Annotated in this window: 12 protein-coding genes; 4 read left to right on the plus strand and 8 right to left on the minus strand. The window is 70.9% G+C overall.

The features are described from left to right. Positions 1–130 precede the first annotated feature (130 nt). Positions 131–1093, plus strand: a complete 963-nt coding sequence (locus ABZ370_RS02670; RefSeq protein ID WP_358615360.1) for a YihY/virulence factor BrkB family protein — start codon at positions 131–133, stop codon at positions 1091–1093. A 25-nt stretch (positions 1094–1118) separates the two neighbouring features. On the opposite strand, the gene ABZ370_RS02675 is transcribed toward ABZ370_RS02670, so the two are convergent. Beyond that, positions 1119–2543: a D-alanyl-D-alanine carboxypeptidase gene (locus tag ABZ370_RS02675; RefSeq protein WP_358615362.1), complete on the minus strand. Its 1425-nt coding sequence runs from the start codon at positions 2541–2543 to the stop codon at positions 1119–1121. Between ABZ370_RS02675 and ABZ370_RS02680 the strand changes: the two genes are divergently transcribed. After that, positions 2482–2733, plus strand: coding sequence for a hypothetical protein (locus ABZ370_RS02680; protein WP_358615364.1), 252 nt, complete (start codon positions 2482–2484; stop codon positions 2731–2733). The two genes, ABZ370_RS02675 and ABZ370_RS02680, sit on opposite strands and share 62 nt — an antisense overlap. A 48-nt stretch (positions 2734–2781) precedes the next feature. Beyond that, positions 2782–4116, plus strand: coding sequence for a metallophosphoesterase (locus tag ABZ370_RS02685; RefSeq protein WP_358615366.1), 1335 nt, complete (start codon positions 2782–2784; stop codon positions 4114–4116). Here the strand turns inward: ABZ370_RS02685 and ABZ370_RS02690 are convergent. The 7 genes from ABZ370_RS02690 to ABZ370_RS02720 all read right to left on the minus strand — a co-directional run bounded on the left by ABZ370_RS02690 (position 4102) and on the right by ABZ370_RS02720 (position 11311). Next, positions 4102–5364, minus strand: coding sequence for a VanZ family protein (locus ABZ370_RS02690; protein ID WP_358615368.1), 1263 nt, complete (start codon positions 5362–5364; stop codon positions 4102–4104). The genes ABZ370_RS02685 and ABZ370_RS02690 overlap by 15 nt on opposite strands. Before the next feature lie 133 nt (positions 5365–5497). Beyond that, positions 5498–6970 (minus strand): APA family fibronectin-binding glycoprotein, encoded by a 1473-nt coding sequence (locus ABZ370_RS02695; RefSeq protein ID WP_358615370.1) that lies wholly within the window; start codon positions 6968–6970, stop codon positions 5498–5500. A gap of 181 nt (positions 6971–7151) precedes the next feature. Continuing rightward, on the minus strand, positions 7152–7925 hold the full coding sequence (locus ABZ370_RS02700; protein ID WP_358615372.1) for a succinate dehydrogenase iron-sulfur subunit: 774 nt from the start codon (positions 7923–7925) through the stop codon (positions 7152–7154). Continuing rightward, on the minus strand, positions 7925–9679 hold the full coding sequence (gene sdhA, locus ABZ370_RS02705) for a succinate dehydrogenase flavoprotein subunit (protein ID WP_358615374.1): 1755 nt from the start codon (positions 9677–9679) through the stop codon (positions 7925–7927). The genes ABZ370_RS02700 and sdhA overlap by 1 nt, the downstream gene beginning before the upstream one ends. 24 nt (positions 9680–9703) lie before the next feature. Beyond that, positions 9704–10174, minus strand: coding sequence for a succinate dehydrogenase hydrophobic membrane anchor subunit (locus ABZ370_RS02710; protein WP_358615376.1), 471 nt, complete (start codon positions 10172–10174; stop codon positions 9704–9706). A gap of 5 nt (positions 10175–10179) precedes the next feature. After that, complete coding sequence (gene sdhC / locus ABZ370_RS02715; RefSeq protein ID WP_358615378.1) at positions 10180–10560, minus strand: succinate dehydrogenase, cytochrome b556 subunit; 381 nt, start codon at positions 10558–10560, stop codon at positions 10180–10182. A gap of 157 nt (positions 10561–10717) precedes the next feature. Beyond that, positions 10718–11311 (minus strand): 2-oxo-4-hydroxy-4-carboxy-5-ureidoimidazoline decarboxylase, encoded by a 594-nt coding sequence (locus ABZ370_RS02720; RefSeq protein ID WP_358615380.1) that lies wholly within the window; start codon positions 11309–11311, stop codon positions 10718–10720. 253 nt (positions 11312–11564) lie between these two features. Here ABZ370_RS02720 and ABZ370_RS02725 point away from each other — a divergent pair, with 253 nt between their 5' ends. Further along, positions 11565–13223, plus strand: coding sequence for a glycoside hydrolase family 20 protein (locus tag ABZ370_RS02725; RefSeq protein ID WP_358615382.1), 1659 nt, complete (start codon positions 11565–11567; stop codon positions 13221–13223). The last annotated feature ends 172 nt before the right edge of the window (positions 13224–13395 follow it).

The raw sequence follows: 13395 nt of genomic DNA on the forward strand, positions 1-13395 counted from the left end.
GTAGACCCGGCAGCCCTGCCCTGGTAAGCGGTAAGCCCTGGGCCGGACGGCGTAGCGGAGTCGTGGAGCAGCGGAGAAATGGGAACCCGCCGCCGAGGAGTAAAAATCGGCGGAAGGGTAGTTGTTGATCATGGACTGGCTGACCCGCTTGCCGCTCATCGGCCCCGCCCTCGCCCGGGTGATGCGTACCCACGCCTGGCGTTCCTACGAACGGCTGGAACGCGTCCACTGGGCCCGCCTGGCGGCCGCGATCACCTTCATCAGCTTTCTCGCCTTCTTCCCCCTCGTCACCGTGGGAGCGGCCATCGGCGCCGCGACGCTCACCGAGTCGCAGATGCATCAGCTGCAGCGGAAGCTCGCCCAGCAGATCCCCGGCATCTCCGGTCAGCTCGATCTGAGCAGTCTCATCCACAACGCCGCGACGATCGGGATCGTCGCGGGCGCCCTGCTGCTGTTCACCGGCATCGGCTGGGTGGGCTCGCTGCGCGAATGCCTGCGCGCGGTCTGGGAGCTGGAGGAAGATCCCGGGAATCCTGTGGTGCGCAAGCTCAAGGACGGCCTGGTGCTCATCGGCCTCGGCGGCGTCGCCCTCGCCTCGTTCGCCGTCTCGACGCTCGCCGTCATCGTCATCCACCGGGTGACGCGACTCCTCCACATCCCCGAGTACGGGGTGGGCGGCTGGCTGCTGACGATCGCCGCGTTCCTGATCGCCGTCGCGGCCGACTTCCTGCTGCTGTGCTACGTCCTGACCTGGCTGCCCAGGGTCGAGCCGCCGCGCCGGAGGGTCGTGGTCGCGGCGCTCATCGGCGCGATCGGCTTCGAACTGCTGAAGCTGCTGCTGAGCAGCTATCTGCGGGGGGTGGCGGCCAAGAGCATGTATGGGGCGTTCGGCGTGCCCATCGCGCTGCTGCTGTGGATCAACTTCACCGCGAAGCTCACGCTGTACTGCGCCGCCTGGACCGCCACCGGATCGGCCGCCGAGGAGATGGACGAGAAGACCGCCGAACCCGATGAGCCCGACGGCACGGGCGACGGCCCCCCGCCCCTCGGGCCGGGCGGCCGGACCGAGGGGCCCGGCCGCTCTGCGGCGTAACGATCCGCGTAACGATCCCTCCGGATCAGCCCCGGCGCGGCCAGCGGCGGTGCACCGCGTACGCCACCGCGCCCAGCACGGCCAGCGAACCGGCCGCGATCCCGGCCGCCGTCCACATGCCGCCCGAGTCGCCGCCCGAGACGGACGCCTGGGTGTGCTCGTCGCCGTTCTTCTTGCCGTCCACCGAGGCATGGCTCTTGTCCAGGCCCGCCGGGCCGGGGCGGACGAGGGTGCCGACCGGAGTCACCGAGTCCGCCGCGTTGAACCCCCAGTCGAACAGCTTCGCGGTCTCCTTGTAGACGCCGAAGGGCTCCGACTTCTGCGGGTTCATGACCGTGACCAGCAGCACCCGCTTGCCGCGCTGGGCCACGCCGGTGAAGGTGGAGCCCGCCTTGCTCGTATAGCCGTTCTTGACCCCTGCCAGGCCCTTGTAGGCCTTGACGTCGATGCCGGTCAGCAGGCGGTCGGTGTTCTGGATACCGAAGCTCATGCGGACCTTCTTGCCCTTTTTGTTCTTTTTGTATTCCCCCGGGAACTGGGCGGTCGCCGTCGAGCAGTACTCCCGGAAGTCCGCCTTCTGCAGCCCGGACCGGGCGAACAGCGTGAGGTCGTACGCGCTGCTGTACTGGCCGTCCTCGTCATAGCCGTCCGGTGTGACGACATGGGTGTCCAGCGCGTTCAGCTGCTTGGCGTGTGCCTGCATGTCCCGCACGGTCGCCGGGACGCCGCCGTTCATCGCGGCCAGGACGTGCACCGCGTCGTTGCCCGAGCGCAGGAAGACGCCCAGCCACAGGTCGTGCACCGTGTAGTTGAGGTTCTCCTTCACGCCCACCAGGCTGCTGCCCGCGCCCATTCCGGCCAGGTCGGACGTCCGTACCGTGTGCTTCGTCGTCTTGGGGAACTTCGGCAGCACGGTGTCCGCGAACAGCATCTTCAGGGTGCTCGCGGGCGGCAGCTGCCAGTGGGCGTTGTGCGAGGCCAGCACATCGCCCGACTCGGCGTCCGCCACCATCCAGGACTTACCGCTCAGCCCCTTCGGCAGCGCGGGCGCGCCCCGCTTCGCGTCCATCTGGGTGCCGGGCCGACCGAGCCGCGCCCCGCCCACCGTGGACATCCGGGCGGGAGGCTGCGCGGCCTCGGCGCCCTTGGCGCCGCCCGGGTCGTCGGCGGCGAACGCGGGGGAGGCGAGCAGGGGAGACATCAAAGTGGACAGCAGCAGGGCGGCCGTGGCGGCCAGTGGCGCGGCGGCGCGCGACGTGAAGGTGTTCGAAGAGATCGGCACGTCTGCGAACGTACCCGCAGCCGTCGCGGACGGCGAAAGCACCGCCGTCTTACGGGTGGCGGACCCCCGCGTGGAGGTACGCGTCCGGGTGCCCATACTGGAGACCATGAAGCTCAGCCGCCCCGTTTCCTGGTTCCTGCTCGCCTTTGGGGCGTGGAGCTGGGTCATCTGGTTCACCTTTGTCAAAAATTTGTGGAAGGACGCCAGCGGGCTCGCTTTCGACGACGCCGGTGACCCCACCGCGTACTTTTGGGTGCATCTGCTGCTCGCGATCACGTCCTTTCTCTTGGGGACGGCCATCGGGGTGATCGGGTTGCGCGGGCTGCGTGCTTTGCGCCGAAATGACGCCGACGCGTAGCCGTCCGGAGTCCGGACAATTCCACAGCCGCATAGGGGAGAACCGGGGATGGTCGTGCTCTTCGTCCTGATCGCACTGGCCGTCGTCGGTCTGCTCGTCGGCGTGCACTGGTACGTGTGGCGGCGGCTGATCCGCGACACGACGGCGCCCGGCGGGCGGGCCCGCCGTACGGGCACGGCGGCGGCCTTCGCGCTCCCGCTGATCAGCGTCGGGGCCCTGGTCGCGGGGCGTACGGGCGTGCCCTTCCCGCTTCAGCGGGTGCTGGCCTGGCCGGGGTACCTGTGGCTCGCGCTGCTGCTGTACCTGACCCTGGCCCTGCTGGTCGGCGAGGCGGTACGGCCCCTCCTGCGCGCCTGGCTGAAGCGCCGTGCGGTGGCCGAAGCCGTCGCCGCGCCTGCTCAGCCCGCCCCGGCGCCCGCCCCGGCTCCGGTGCCCGCCCCGGCTCCGGTGCCCGCCGCCGCGCCGGGAGGTGCGGCAGCCATGGCGACGGAGGCGCCTGAGGCAACTGAGGCACCCGAGACGCCCGAGGCACCCCAGGCGGCCACGGCAGGCGTCACGCCATCGCGGCGGCTGTTCGTCGCCCGGGCCGTGGCCGGGGGTGCCACGGCGGCGGCCGCCGGGACGGTCGGGTACGGGACGTACACCGTGCTGCGCGGGCCGCGCGTCAAGCGGGTCACCGTGCCGCTCGCGAAGCTGCCGCGCCGCGCGCACGGCTTCCGGATCGCCGTCGTCAGCGACATCCACCTCGGCCCGGTCCTCGGCCGCTCGCACACCCGGCGCGTCGTCGAGACGATCAACCGCACGAACCCCGACCTCGTCGCCGTCGTCGGCGACCTCGTGGACGGCAGTGTCGCGGACCTCGGCCCGGCCGCCGAGCCGCTGCGCGGGCTGCGCAGCAGGCTCGGGAGCTTCTTCGTGACCGGGAACCACGAGTATTTCTCCGGCGCCGGGCAGTGGGTCGACCACGTCCGCGAACTCGGCATCCGCCCCCTGGAGAACGAGCGCGTCGAGCTGGACTGGTTCGACCTCGCCGGGGTCAACGACGTGGCGGGGGAGGACGAGGGACAGGGGCCCGACTTCGACCGGGCGCTCGGCGACCGCGACCGGGCGCGTCCGTCCGTCCTGCTCGCCCACCAGCCGGTGGTGATCGACGACGCGGTGGAGCGCGGCGTCGACCTCCAGCTGTCCGGCCACACCCACGGCGGGCAGCTCTGGCCCGGCGAGTACGTCGCGGCGCTGGCCAACCCCACCGTGGCGGGGCTGGAGCGGTACGGCGACACCCAGCTCTACGTCACCCGTGGGGCCGGGGCCTGGGGGCCGCCGGTGCGGGTCGGGGCGCCGCCGGATGTCACCGTCGTGGAACTGGCCTCAACGCGCGCCTGAGGTGGTTTCCGGGACGCGCGGCGCGTCCGGTGCCGGCGCCTCCGGTACCGGCTGCTCATCGCCCTTCGCCGCGCGGCTGTGCGGCAGCGCGGCGTTACGGATGCCGGAGGCGCGATCGTGCGGGCCGATCCGGTCCGGATGGCGCAGCGTCTCCACCGCGCAGGTGGCGGCGAGCGCGAATCCGGCGGCCACGGCGAACAGTGCGACGGGCCCGAGCGCGCTGAGAACCGCCGCCGCACCGACGGTGCCCGGGTCATGGGTGGCGGCGAACACATTGGATGGCCACGGCTCGTCCAGCACGATCAGTACGGCCAGGAACAGCGCCGCCAGCAGCGGCAGTGCGAGCGCCCCGAGCAGCAGCGCCCGCAGGGCCAGCCGCCAGGCCACCAGCGGGCCGCCGTCGTGCGCCACGAGCCGCAGCCGCAGCAGCCACTTGCCGGGGGTCGCGCCGGTCGCCAGCGGCAGCAGGACGAACCAGGCCAGGAAGACCCCGACGAGCAGCCAGGCCGGGATCGCCGTGTCCTGAGCGACCATCGCGGCGCTGATGAACGTCATCGCGAGCGCGTATCCGGCCAGGTCGACGCCCAGCGCCGCCAGCCGCCGCCCGAACGGCACCGGCCGTCGCGTCAGCGCCCGTCCGTCCAGGCTCTCCAGCGCGGGCAGCAGCCGCGCCACCGGCCCGGCGAGCAGCCAGCCGAGCACCGCGCCCGAGGTGTTGATGATCAGGTCGTCCACGTCGAAGAGCCGGTAGGGGCAGTTGTACATGCCCCACACCCCGGTCACCTGCGTCACCTCGAAGAACACCGCCGTCCCCAACCCGATCATCGCGGTGGTCCGCAGCCCGAGCCGGAAGTGGTAGCGCAGGAAGCGGCCGAGCGGCACGGTCAGCAGCAGGTTGAAGAGCGCCCCGGCGACGGCGGGATTCTGGAACACCAGGGCGCCCGGGGTGATCTGACGCCCCGCCTCCTTCCAGATGTCACCGAAGGTGTTGCCCGGAATCCACTGGGGGTGGGCGACGGCGGCGAACTGCTCGCACGTGATCGACGCGTCCGCCGGCAGCGGCACGATCGTCATGCAGAAGGCGGTGATTCCGTAGAACAGGAAGCCGTAGAGCGACAGGGCCCGGCCGTGGGACAGCACACCGTGCCTGCGGTAGAGGACGACGGCGGTCGGCAGCAGCAGTAACACCGCGAGCAGCGGGAAGAGGGCGGCGGCGGTCTGGATCGGGAGGAGGTAGGCGTTGGCCATGACGGGGACTATACGTGATGCGTATACCCGGGGTGTATAGCGGGTCGGGGGCGGGCGGGCCGCCGCCCCGGGAGGCCCCGGGGGCGGCGTCACCAGCGGCTTGAAGTCTTAAGTGGCTTGAAGCCTTGAGGACTTACGAGCTCTTCTTCTCGAAGGAGCTGAGGAAGATGCCGAGCGCCTGCTTGTTCTCCTTGGCGTTCCAGTCGTGCGCCGGTGTCGTCCACCGGATGGAGAAGCCCCGGCCGCCGCCGACCAGGAAGCCGCGGCCGAACGTGCGGAGCCGGTCGCTCCCGACCGCCGTGCTCCACTCCATGTCGGCGGCCTTCCAGTCGCGGTACTCGACCCGGCGGATGTCGTCGATCCGCTGGAAGCCGGGATACAGCTTCTCGATCGTCGGGATCAGACGGCGCCAGCCCTCGACGGGGTCCTCTTCGGGGCCCTTCCCGAACGTCACTACCAGATTGCGGTCGTCGCCCTTCGCGGCGAACTTGATGTGGAAGCGCGAGCCGCTCTCGACCCGCTTCCAGCCCTCGGGGAGGTCGATGGAGAACCCGCCCGTCTCGCTCGTGTAGCGGTAGTAGCCGGGCGGCGGCGGGTCGTCGGGGCCGGGGTACGCGCCGCCGCCACCGCCTCCGGCGGCGGGGGGCGAGGAGGACGACGACGGCGGGGGCTGCTCGGAGGCGGACGATCCCGGCGGGCCCGGGGTGTCCGGCGCGGAGGGCGGCGGGTCCTCGCGCGGCAGGCTGGGGGCGGCGCCGCCCGCCGGTGGGGCGGAGGGGGAGGCGTCGGAGGCGCGGTCGCCGCCGCCCTGGCCGCTGGTGGTGGCCAGGGCCACCACCGAGACCGCCGTGCCGAGGACCAGGGTGGCGAGGGCCAGCGCCAACGGGCCGACCCGGCGGCCACCATGGCGCCCGCCCCCGCCGCCCGCGCCCCCGCCCGCGCTTCCGCCCCCGCCGCCGCGCCGCGTCGACGGGAACCACGCCTCGTACGTGGTGCGCAGCCACGGCAGGCGCGGCGCGGCGCGCATCGGGACGGGCTCGCCCTCGTTGAGGATGCGCTCCAGGGCCTGGCGCACCACCGGCGCCGTCAGCCGCTCCCGTGGATCGTCGCGCAGCAGCCCGTGGATGACCTGGACGAGCGGCCCGGCGTGCGGCGGGGGCGGTACGGGTACCTCCCGGATGACCCGCAGCGTCTCCTCCGTCGAGGCCCGGCCCCGGTGCGGCGGGCGGCCCTCGACCATGGCGAACAGGACCGCGCCCAGCGCCCACATGTCCGACGCGGCGCAGGCGCCGGTCCCGCGCGCCTGCTCCGGGGAAGCGTACGCGGGGTCGGTGACCTGCCGTGACGGCTCGGTGCCGACCTGGCCGAAGCCGGAGAGGACGACCTCACCGTCCGAGCGCATCAGGACCCGCGCGGGGCTGATGTCACCGTGCACGATGCCCGCGCGATGGGCGGAGTCGAGGACGGCGAGGAGCTGCAGGCCGATGCGGGTGGCGCGGACCGGGTCCAGCCCGCCGCGCCAGTCCAGTTCCGTACTTAACGGGCGGCTGTCGCTCATGGGCCGGCCGGTTCGTTCCGCTGCGCCGCGCTCCTGCGTGCCGGTCACGCTTTCACCCCTTGATGAACGTGCCCCATCCACCCTCTTCCCCAGGAGGTACGTCGAGGTCGGGGCGGGCGTTCAACGTCCGGCGTTCAATGTTCGGCGTTCAACAACCCAAAAACGCGACGGGCCCGCCCCCGGGCGAGGGGGCGGGCCCGTACGAACAGGCGTGAGGCAGGCGTAAGGCTCAGAAGCGACGCGTGATCAGCGCGCGCTTCACTTCCTGGATGGCCTTGGTGACCTCGATGCCACGCGGGCACGCGTCGGTGCAGTTGAAGGTGGTGCGGCAGCGCCAGACGCCGTCCTTGTCGTTCAGGATCTCCAGCCGCTGCTCACCGCCCTCGTCACGCGAGTCGAAGATGAAGCGGTGCGCGTTGACGATCGCCGCCGGGCCGAAGTACTGGCCGTCGTTCCAGAACACCGGGCACGAGGAGGTGCACGCGGCGCACAGGATGCACTTGGTGGTGTCGTCGAAGCGCTCGCGGTCCTCGGCGCTCTGCCGCCGCTCGCGCGTCGGCTCGTTGCCCGTCGTGATCAGGAAGGGCATCACATCGCGATAGGCCTGGAAGAACGGCTCCATGTCCACGACCAGGTCCTTGAGGACCGTGAGGCCCTTGATGGCCTCGACCGTGATGGGCTTTTCCGGGTTGATGTCCTTGATCAGCGTCTTGCAGGCCAGCCGGTTGCGGCCGTTGATCCGCATGGCGTCGGAGCCGCAGATGCCGTGGGCGCACGAACGGCGGAAGGTCAGCGTGCCGTCGTGATCCCACTTGATCTTGTGGAGGCCGTCGAGGACGCGCTCCTTGGGGTCGATGTCGAGCTGGAAGTCCTCCCAGTACGACTCGGCCGCGACCTCCGGGTTGAAGCGCCGGATGCGGAAGGTGACCGTGACCGTGTGCGCGGCGGTGGCGTCGGCCGGCTCCGGGGCCTTGTCGGACTTCTCAAGCGTGGGGGTGCTCATCAGTACTTACGCTCCATCGGCTGGTAGCGGGTCTGCACGACCGGCTTGTAGTCGAGGCGGATGGACTCGGCGCCGTCCGCGCCCACCTCTCGGTACGCCATGGTGTGCCGCATGAAGTTGACGTCGTCGCGGTTCGGGTAGTCCTCGCGGTAGTGGCCGCCGCGCGACTCCTTGCGGGCCAGCGCGGAGATGGCCATGACCTCGGCCAGGTCGAGCAGGTTGCCCAGTTCGAGGGCCTCCAGCAGGTCGGTGTTGAACCGCCTGCCCTTGTCCTGGACGGAGCAGTTCTTGAACCGCGCGCGCAGGCTGCCGATCTCCTCGACGGCCTCCTTGAGTGTCTGCTCGGTGCGGAAGACCATGACGTTCTTGTCCATGGTCTCCTGCAGCGCCCGGCGCACCTCGGTGACCCGCTCGGTGCCGGTGGCGTCGCGCAGGTCCTCGACCTGGTCGCGGACGAACCCGGCCGGGTCCTCGGGGAGTTCGACGAAGTCGGCCGTGGCCGAGTACTCGGCGGCGGCGATGCCCGCGCGGCGGCCGAACACGTTGATGTCGAGCAGCGAGTTGGTGCCCAGCCGGTTGGCGCCGTGCACGGACACGCACGCGACCTCGCCCGCGGCGTACAGCCCCGGCACGACGGTGTCGTTGTCGGAGAGCACCTCGCCCTCGACGTTGGTCGGGATGCCGCCCATCGTGTAGTGCGCGGTCGGCTGGATCGGGATCGGGTCGGTGTACGGCTCGATGCCCAGGTAGGTGCGCGCGAACTCGGTGATGTCCGGCAGCTTGGCGTCCAGCTGCTCCGGCGGCAGGTGGGTCAGGTCGAGGAAGACGTGGTCGCCCTCGGGACCGCAGCCGCGGCCTTCGCGGATCTCCGTGTAGATGGAGCGGGAGACCACGTCGCGGGAGGCGAGGTCCTTCATGACCGGCGCGTACTTCTCCATGAAGCGCTCGCCGTCCTTGTTGCGGAGGATGCCGCCCTCACCGCGGGCGCCCTCCGTCAGCAGGATGCCCATGCGCCAGATGCCGGTCGGGTGGAACTGGAAGAACTCCATGTCCTCCAGCGGCAGCCCGCGCCGGTACGCGACCGCCTGGCCGTCACCGGTGAGGGTGTGCGCGTTGGAGGTCACCTTGAAGAACTTGCCGCAGCCGCCGGACGCGAAGATGACGGCCTTCGCCTGGAAGACGTGCAGCTCGCCGGTGGCCAGCTCGTACGCCACGACACCGGCGGTGCGCTTGACCCCGTCGACCTCGGTCATCAGGAGGTCCAGGACGTAGAACTCGTTGTAGAACTCCACGCCCTCCTTGACGCAGTTCTGGTACAGCGTCTGGAGGATCATGTGACCGGTGCGGTCCGAGGCGTAGCAGGACCGGCGGACCGGGGCCTCGCCGTGGTTACGGCTGTGGCCGCCGAAGCGGCGCTGGTCGATCGTGCCGTCCGGGGTCCGGTTGAACGGCAGGCCCATCTTCTCCAGGTCGAGGACCGAGTCGATGGCCTCCTTCGCCAGGATCTCGGCGGCGTCCTGGTCGACCAGGTAGTCGCCGCCCTTGATCGTGTCGAAGGTGTGCCACTCCCAGTTGTCCTCCTCGACGTTCGCGAGGGCGGCGGCCATGCCGCCCTGGGCGGCGCCGGTGTGGGAGCGGGTGGGATACAGCTTGGTGAGCACCGCCGTGCGGCTGCGCTTCGTCGACTCGATGGCCGCGCGCATACCGGCGCCGCCGGCGCCCACGATGACGGTGTCGTACTTGTGGATCTTCATGAGTGGATACCTCAGCCCCGGGGCCTAGCGGATGTTCGGGTCGAAGGTGAAGATCACCAGGGTGCCGAGCACGATGGTGAATCCGGCCGCTGTGTAGAGCAGCCCCTTCAGCCACAGGCGGGTGTTGTCCCGCTCCGCGTAGTCGTTGATGATCGTGCGCAGGCCGTTCGCGCCGTGCAGCGTGGCGAGCCACAGCATGATCAGGTCCCATGCCTGCCAGAACGGCGAGGCCCAGCGCCCGGCCACGAAGGCGAAGCCGATCTTGGTGACACCGCCGTCCAGTACCAGCTGGATCAGCAGATGGCCCAGGACGAGGACGACCAGCACGATGCCGGACAGGCGCATGAAGAGCCAGCCGTACATCTCGAAGTTGGTACGGGTCGTCTTGGGCGTCTTACGGGTACGGGCCCGCGGCGGCTCGATGACCGGGGCCGGGTGGTCCACGTCGTACGCGCTGACGGCGTCGTTCGCGGGGGTGGTGGTCTCGGCGGACATGTGCGTCAGCTCCCGAACAGTTCGCGCAGCGTGTGCTGGAGGATCGGGTAGAAGGAGCCGAGCATGAGCACGACCCAGATTCCGACCACGGACCAGAGCATCTGGCGCTGGTACTTCGGGCCCTTCGACCAGAAGTCCACGGCGATGACGCGGAGCCCGTTGAGGGCGTGGAACAGGATGGCGGCCACGAGGCCGTACTCCATCAGGTTCACAAGGGGCGTCTTGTACGTCGCGACCACGTCGTCGTACGCCTCGGGGGACACCCGGACGAGCGAGGTGTCCAGGACATGAACGAACAGGAAGAAGAAAATGAGGACGCCGGTGACTCGATGAGCCACCCAGGACCACATACCTTCCCGGCCGCGGTACAGCGTTCCAGCCGGCACGGAAAACCCTCCGGAAGCGGGGACTGGGGCCTGCCGGCTTGACTGTCGGTCGGGCCCGGCCGGGTACGGTCCACCGGCCCTGGCCATCGTAGCGACGTGTTGTCGGCGGGTTCGCGCGGGGGGCTCAGGTGTGATCAAAGAAGCACGGGTGGGCGCTTCACGCCGGACGAAACCGGGCGATATCCGGCATGGTGCCCTCCGGGGTCATCAGCCGGGTGAGCCGCCCGCGGGCGATGCGGCGCAGCTCTTCGGCGGCGTTGGCCCGCTCCTCCTCGGGCTCGTTCCCCAGCCGGTCCCGGATTCCGGTCAGCAGCCCGTCGAGCGTCTCCTCGGGGGCCAGACCGTCCAGGCAGATCACGAAGGCGTGACCGAAACGCTGCTCGTACGCGGCGTGCGCGGCGCGTAACGCGGTGTGCGCGGCCAGCGCGCCGACCCCGACCCCGGCGTCGGCGGGCAGCGGATGACCGGGCAGCGGGTGGCCGGTCATGGACTCGTCGGCCAGCGCTTCGGCGAGATCGGCCGGGGTGAGGTCGTAACTCGCCTCGTCCCCGGCGGCCAGCAGCGCGTCGAGATCGGGGTACGGGCGGTGGTCCGCGATCAGCCGGGCCCAGCGGCGGCTGCCGCAGCAGGAGAGCAGCGCCGCCTCGGCGGCATCGGCCGTGACGTGGTTGAGGCGGTCGAGGCCGTGGGCGTCGCGGGACCTGGGACGGGACCTGGACAGCGTGGACTCCTTGGGCGCACGGGGACACACGGAGGCGCGTGGGGGAGGTGTGCTGAGGGGGTGAGCAGTACACGGTAACGACGCGGAGAGGCCGGTGTGGCGGAGAGAGCGTAAATTCACTCGTAGGGGGACGTTTTGTGGCGTGAAGTAGACAGGGATGTGACGTAGACCGAGGCGTGAAGCCGACCGGGGCGTGAAGCCGACCGGGGCGTGAAGCAGGCCAGGGCGTGAAGCAGACCAGGGCGTGACGTAGAGAGCAGTACGTCGAGCGGAGGTGCCCGCCATGGGGTTGCCCGTCAGAGCCGCCAAGGCGGCCTTCCTCCGCGGCGGCGCCGCCGGTGCCGCCGCGACCCTCGTCCTCATCGGCCTCGGCTGCCAGCAGACGCAGCCCGCGAACCACGGCTCGGCCTCCCCCCGCGCCCCCTCCGTCCCCACAGGGCACGCTTCCAGCCCGTCGGCGGCCACTCACGCCAGTACGGCGCCCACCTCCGCCCCGGCCACCTGGCCGCATGCCGCCGCACCCCGCACGATCCCCTCCGTCCGCGCGTTCACCGCGCAGTCCGGACCCGGCTGGAAGCCCGGCAAGAACAGCCGGGTGGTCGCCGACCTCAAGGGCCCGCTGGCCGACGAGGCCCGTATGACCGCCGCGGAGCTGGGACTGCGCACCGCCTCCGGCACCCCGCGCCGCGGTGATCTGTCCCTCGCCGTCGCGCCCGGTCAGTCCGGCGGCGCCGAGGGGTACACGCTCACCGTCCGCAAGGGCAGCGCCCGCGTCACCGGCCCGGCCACCGCGGGCGTCTTCTACGGCACCCGGACCGTGAAGCAGGCCCTGCGCTCCGGCGGCAAGCTCCCCGAGGGCGTCATCCACGACAGCCCCGCCCGCTCCCAGCGCGGGCTGAACCTGGACATCGCGCGCAAGTTCTACACCGCCGGATGGATCGAGGCGCGGCTGCGCGAGATGGCCGACCTCAAGCTCAACCAGCTGGGCCTGCACTTCTCGGACGACCAGGGATTTCGTATCCAAAGCGATACCCACCCCGAGATCGTCTCCGCGCAGCACCTCACCAAGGCCCAGGTCCGGCGGATCGTCGCCCTCGCCCAGGAGCTGCACATCACCGTCGTCCCCGAGATCGACTCGCCCGGCCACCTCGGCGCGGTGATCCGCCAGCACCCGGACCTCCAGCTGCGCAACGCGGGCGGCACCTCGTTCCAGGGCGACGTGGACATCTCCAAGCCGGGCTCCGCCCGGATCGTGGACCAGCTGATGCGCGAGTACGCCCCGCTCTTCCCCGGCCGCTACTGGCATCTGGGCGCCGACGAGTATCTGGCGCTCACCGTCAAGGACCCCGAGGCCTCGTTCCCGCAGCTCGTCGCCGCCGCGCACCGCAAGTACGGCTCGCGGGCCACGGTCCAGGACCTGGCCACCGGCTGGCTGAACGACCGGGCGGCGGTCGCCCGCTCGCTCGGCAAGGAGCCCAAGGCGTGGAACGACGGCTTCTTCAACGGCGGCGTCATCACCCCCGACAAGAACATTCAGGTCGAGTACTGGACGGGCCGCACCAAGTGGCCCGCCCGGCCGCCGGTGGAGTACCTCCGCGAGGGCCGGAAGGTGGTCAACCTCAACTCCGAGTACCTCTATTACGTACTCGGCCAGCCCAACGGCTTCACATACCCCACCGGCAAGCGCATCTACGACGAATGGACCCCCGGCACCCTGCGCGGAACCCAGCCCATCTCCGACAAAAAGCTGACCGGTTCGAGCCGCGTTCTCGGTGCCCGCTTCGCGGTCTGGTCCGACCAGCCCCAGGCCCAGACCGAGCAGCAGGTGGCCAAGGGCATCCGGCTGCCGCTCGCCGCGCTCTCCCAGCGCCTGTGGGACCCCGGGAAACCCCCGCTGACCTGGTCCGCCTTCACCCGTCTCGCCGACCGGCTGGGACTGTGAGCAGCACCCGGACGCACGGGACGAAGGGTGCGGGAAAGGGGAGTGGGCATGGAGGGACGGCCGGGGCCGCCACCCCCCACAGGAGAGGCCCCGACCGCCGTCCAGCTCGGGCCCGCGAAGGCCCTTGCTCCTTATAGCGTCGCACGCTTCGAATACGTCACACCCGCCGTGG

The sequence above is a fragment of the Streptomyces sp. NPDC005962 genome (assembly GCF_040629205.1).
Lineage (GTDB): Bacteria > Actinomycetota > Actinomycetes > Streptomycetales > Streptomycetaceae > Streptomyces.

Coding starts and splice junctions, on each gene's coding strand:
- ABZ370_RS02670 (WP_358615360.1), top strand. CDS start 131: ATGGACTGGCTGACCCGCTTGCCGCTCATCGGCCCCGCCCTCGCCCGG.
- ABZ370_RS02680 (WP_358615364.1), top strand. CDS start 2,482: ATGAAGCTCAGCCGCCCCGTTTCCTGGTTCCTGCTCGCCTTTGGGGCG.
- ABZ370_RS02675 (WP_358615362.1), bottom strand. CDS start 2,543: ATGACCCAGCTCCACGCCCCAAAGGCGAGCAGGAACCAGGAAACGGGG.
- ABZ370_RS02685 (WP_358615366.1), top strand. CDS start 2,782: ATGGTCGTGCTCTTCGTCCTGATCGCACTGGCCGTCGTCGGTCTGCTC.
- ABZ370_RS02690 (WP_358615368.1), bottom strand. CDS start 5,364: ATGGCCAACGCCTACCTCCTCCCGATCCAGACCGCCGCCGCCCTCTTC.
- ABZ370_RS02700 (WP_358615372.1), bottom strand. CDS start 7,925: ATGAGCACCCCCACGCTTGAGAAGTCCGACAAGGCCCCGGAGCCGGCC.
- sdhA (WP_358615374.1), bottom strand. CDS start 9,679: ATGAAGATCCACAAGTACGACACCGTCATCGTGGGCGCCGGCGGCGCC.
- ABZ370_RS02710 (WP_358615376.1), bottom strand. CDS start 10,174: ATGTCCGCCGAGACCACCACCCCCGCGAACGACGCCGTCAGCGCGTAC.
- ABZ370_RS02725 (WP_358615382.1), top strand. CDS start 11,565: ATGGGGTTGCCCGTCAGAGCCGCCAAGGCGGCCTTCCTCCGCGGCGGC.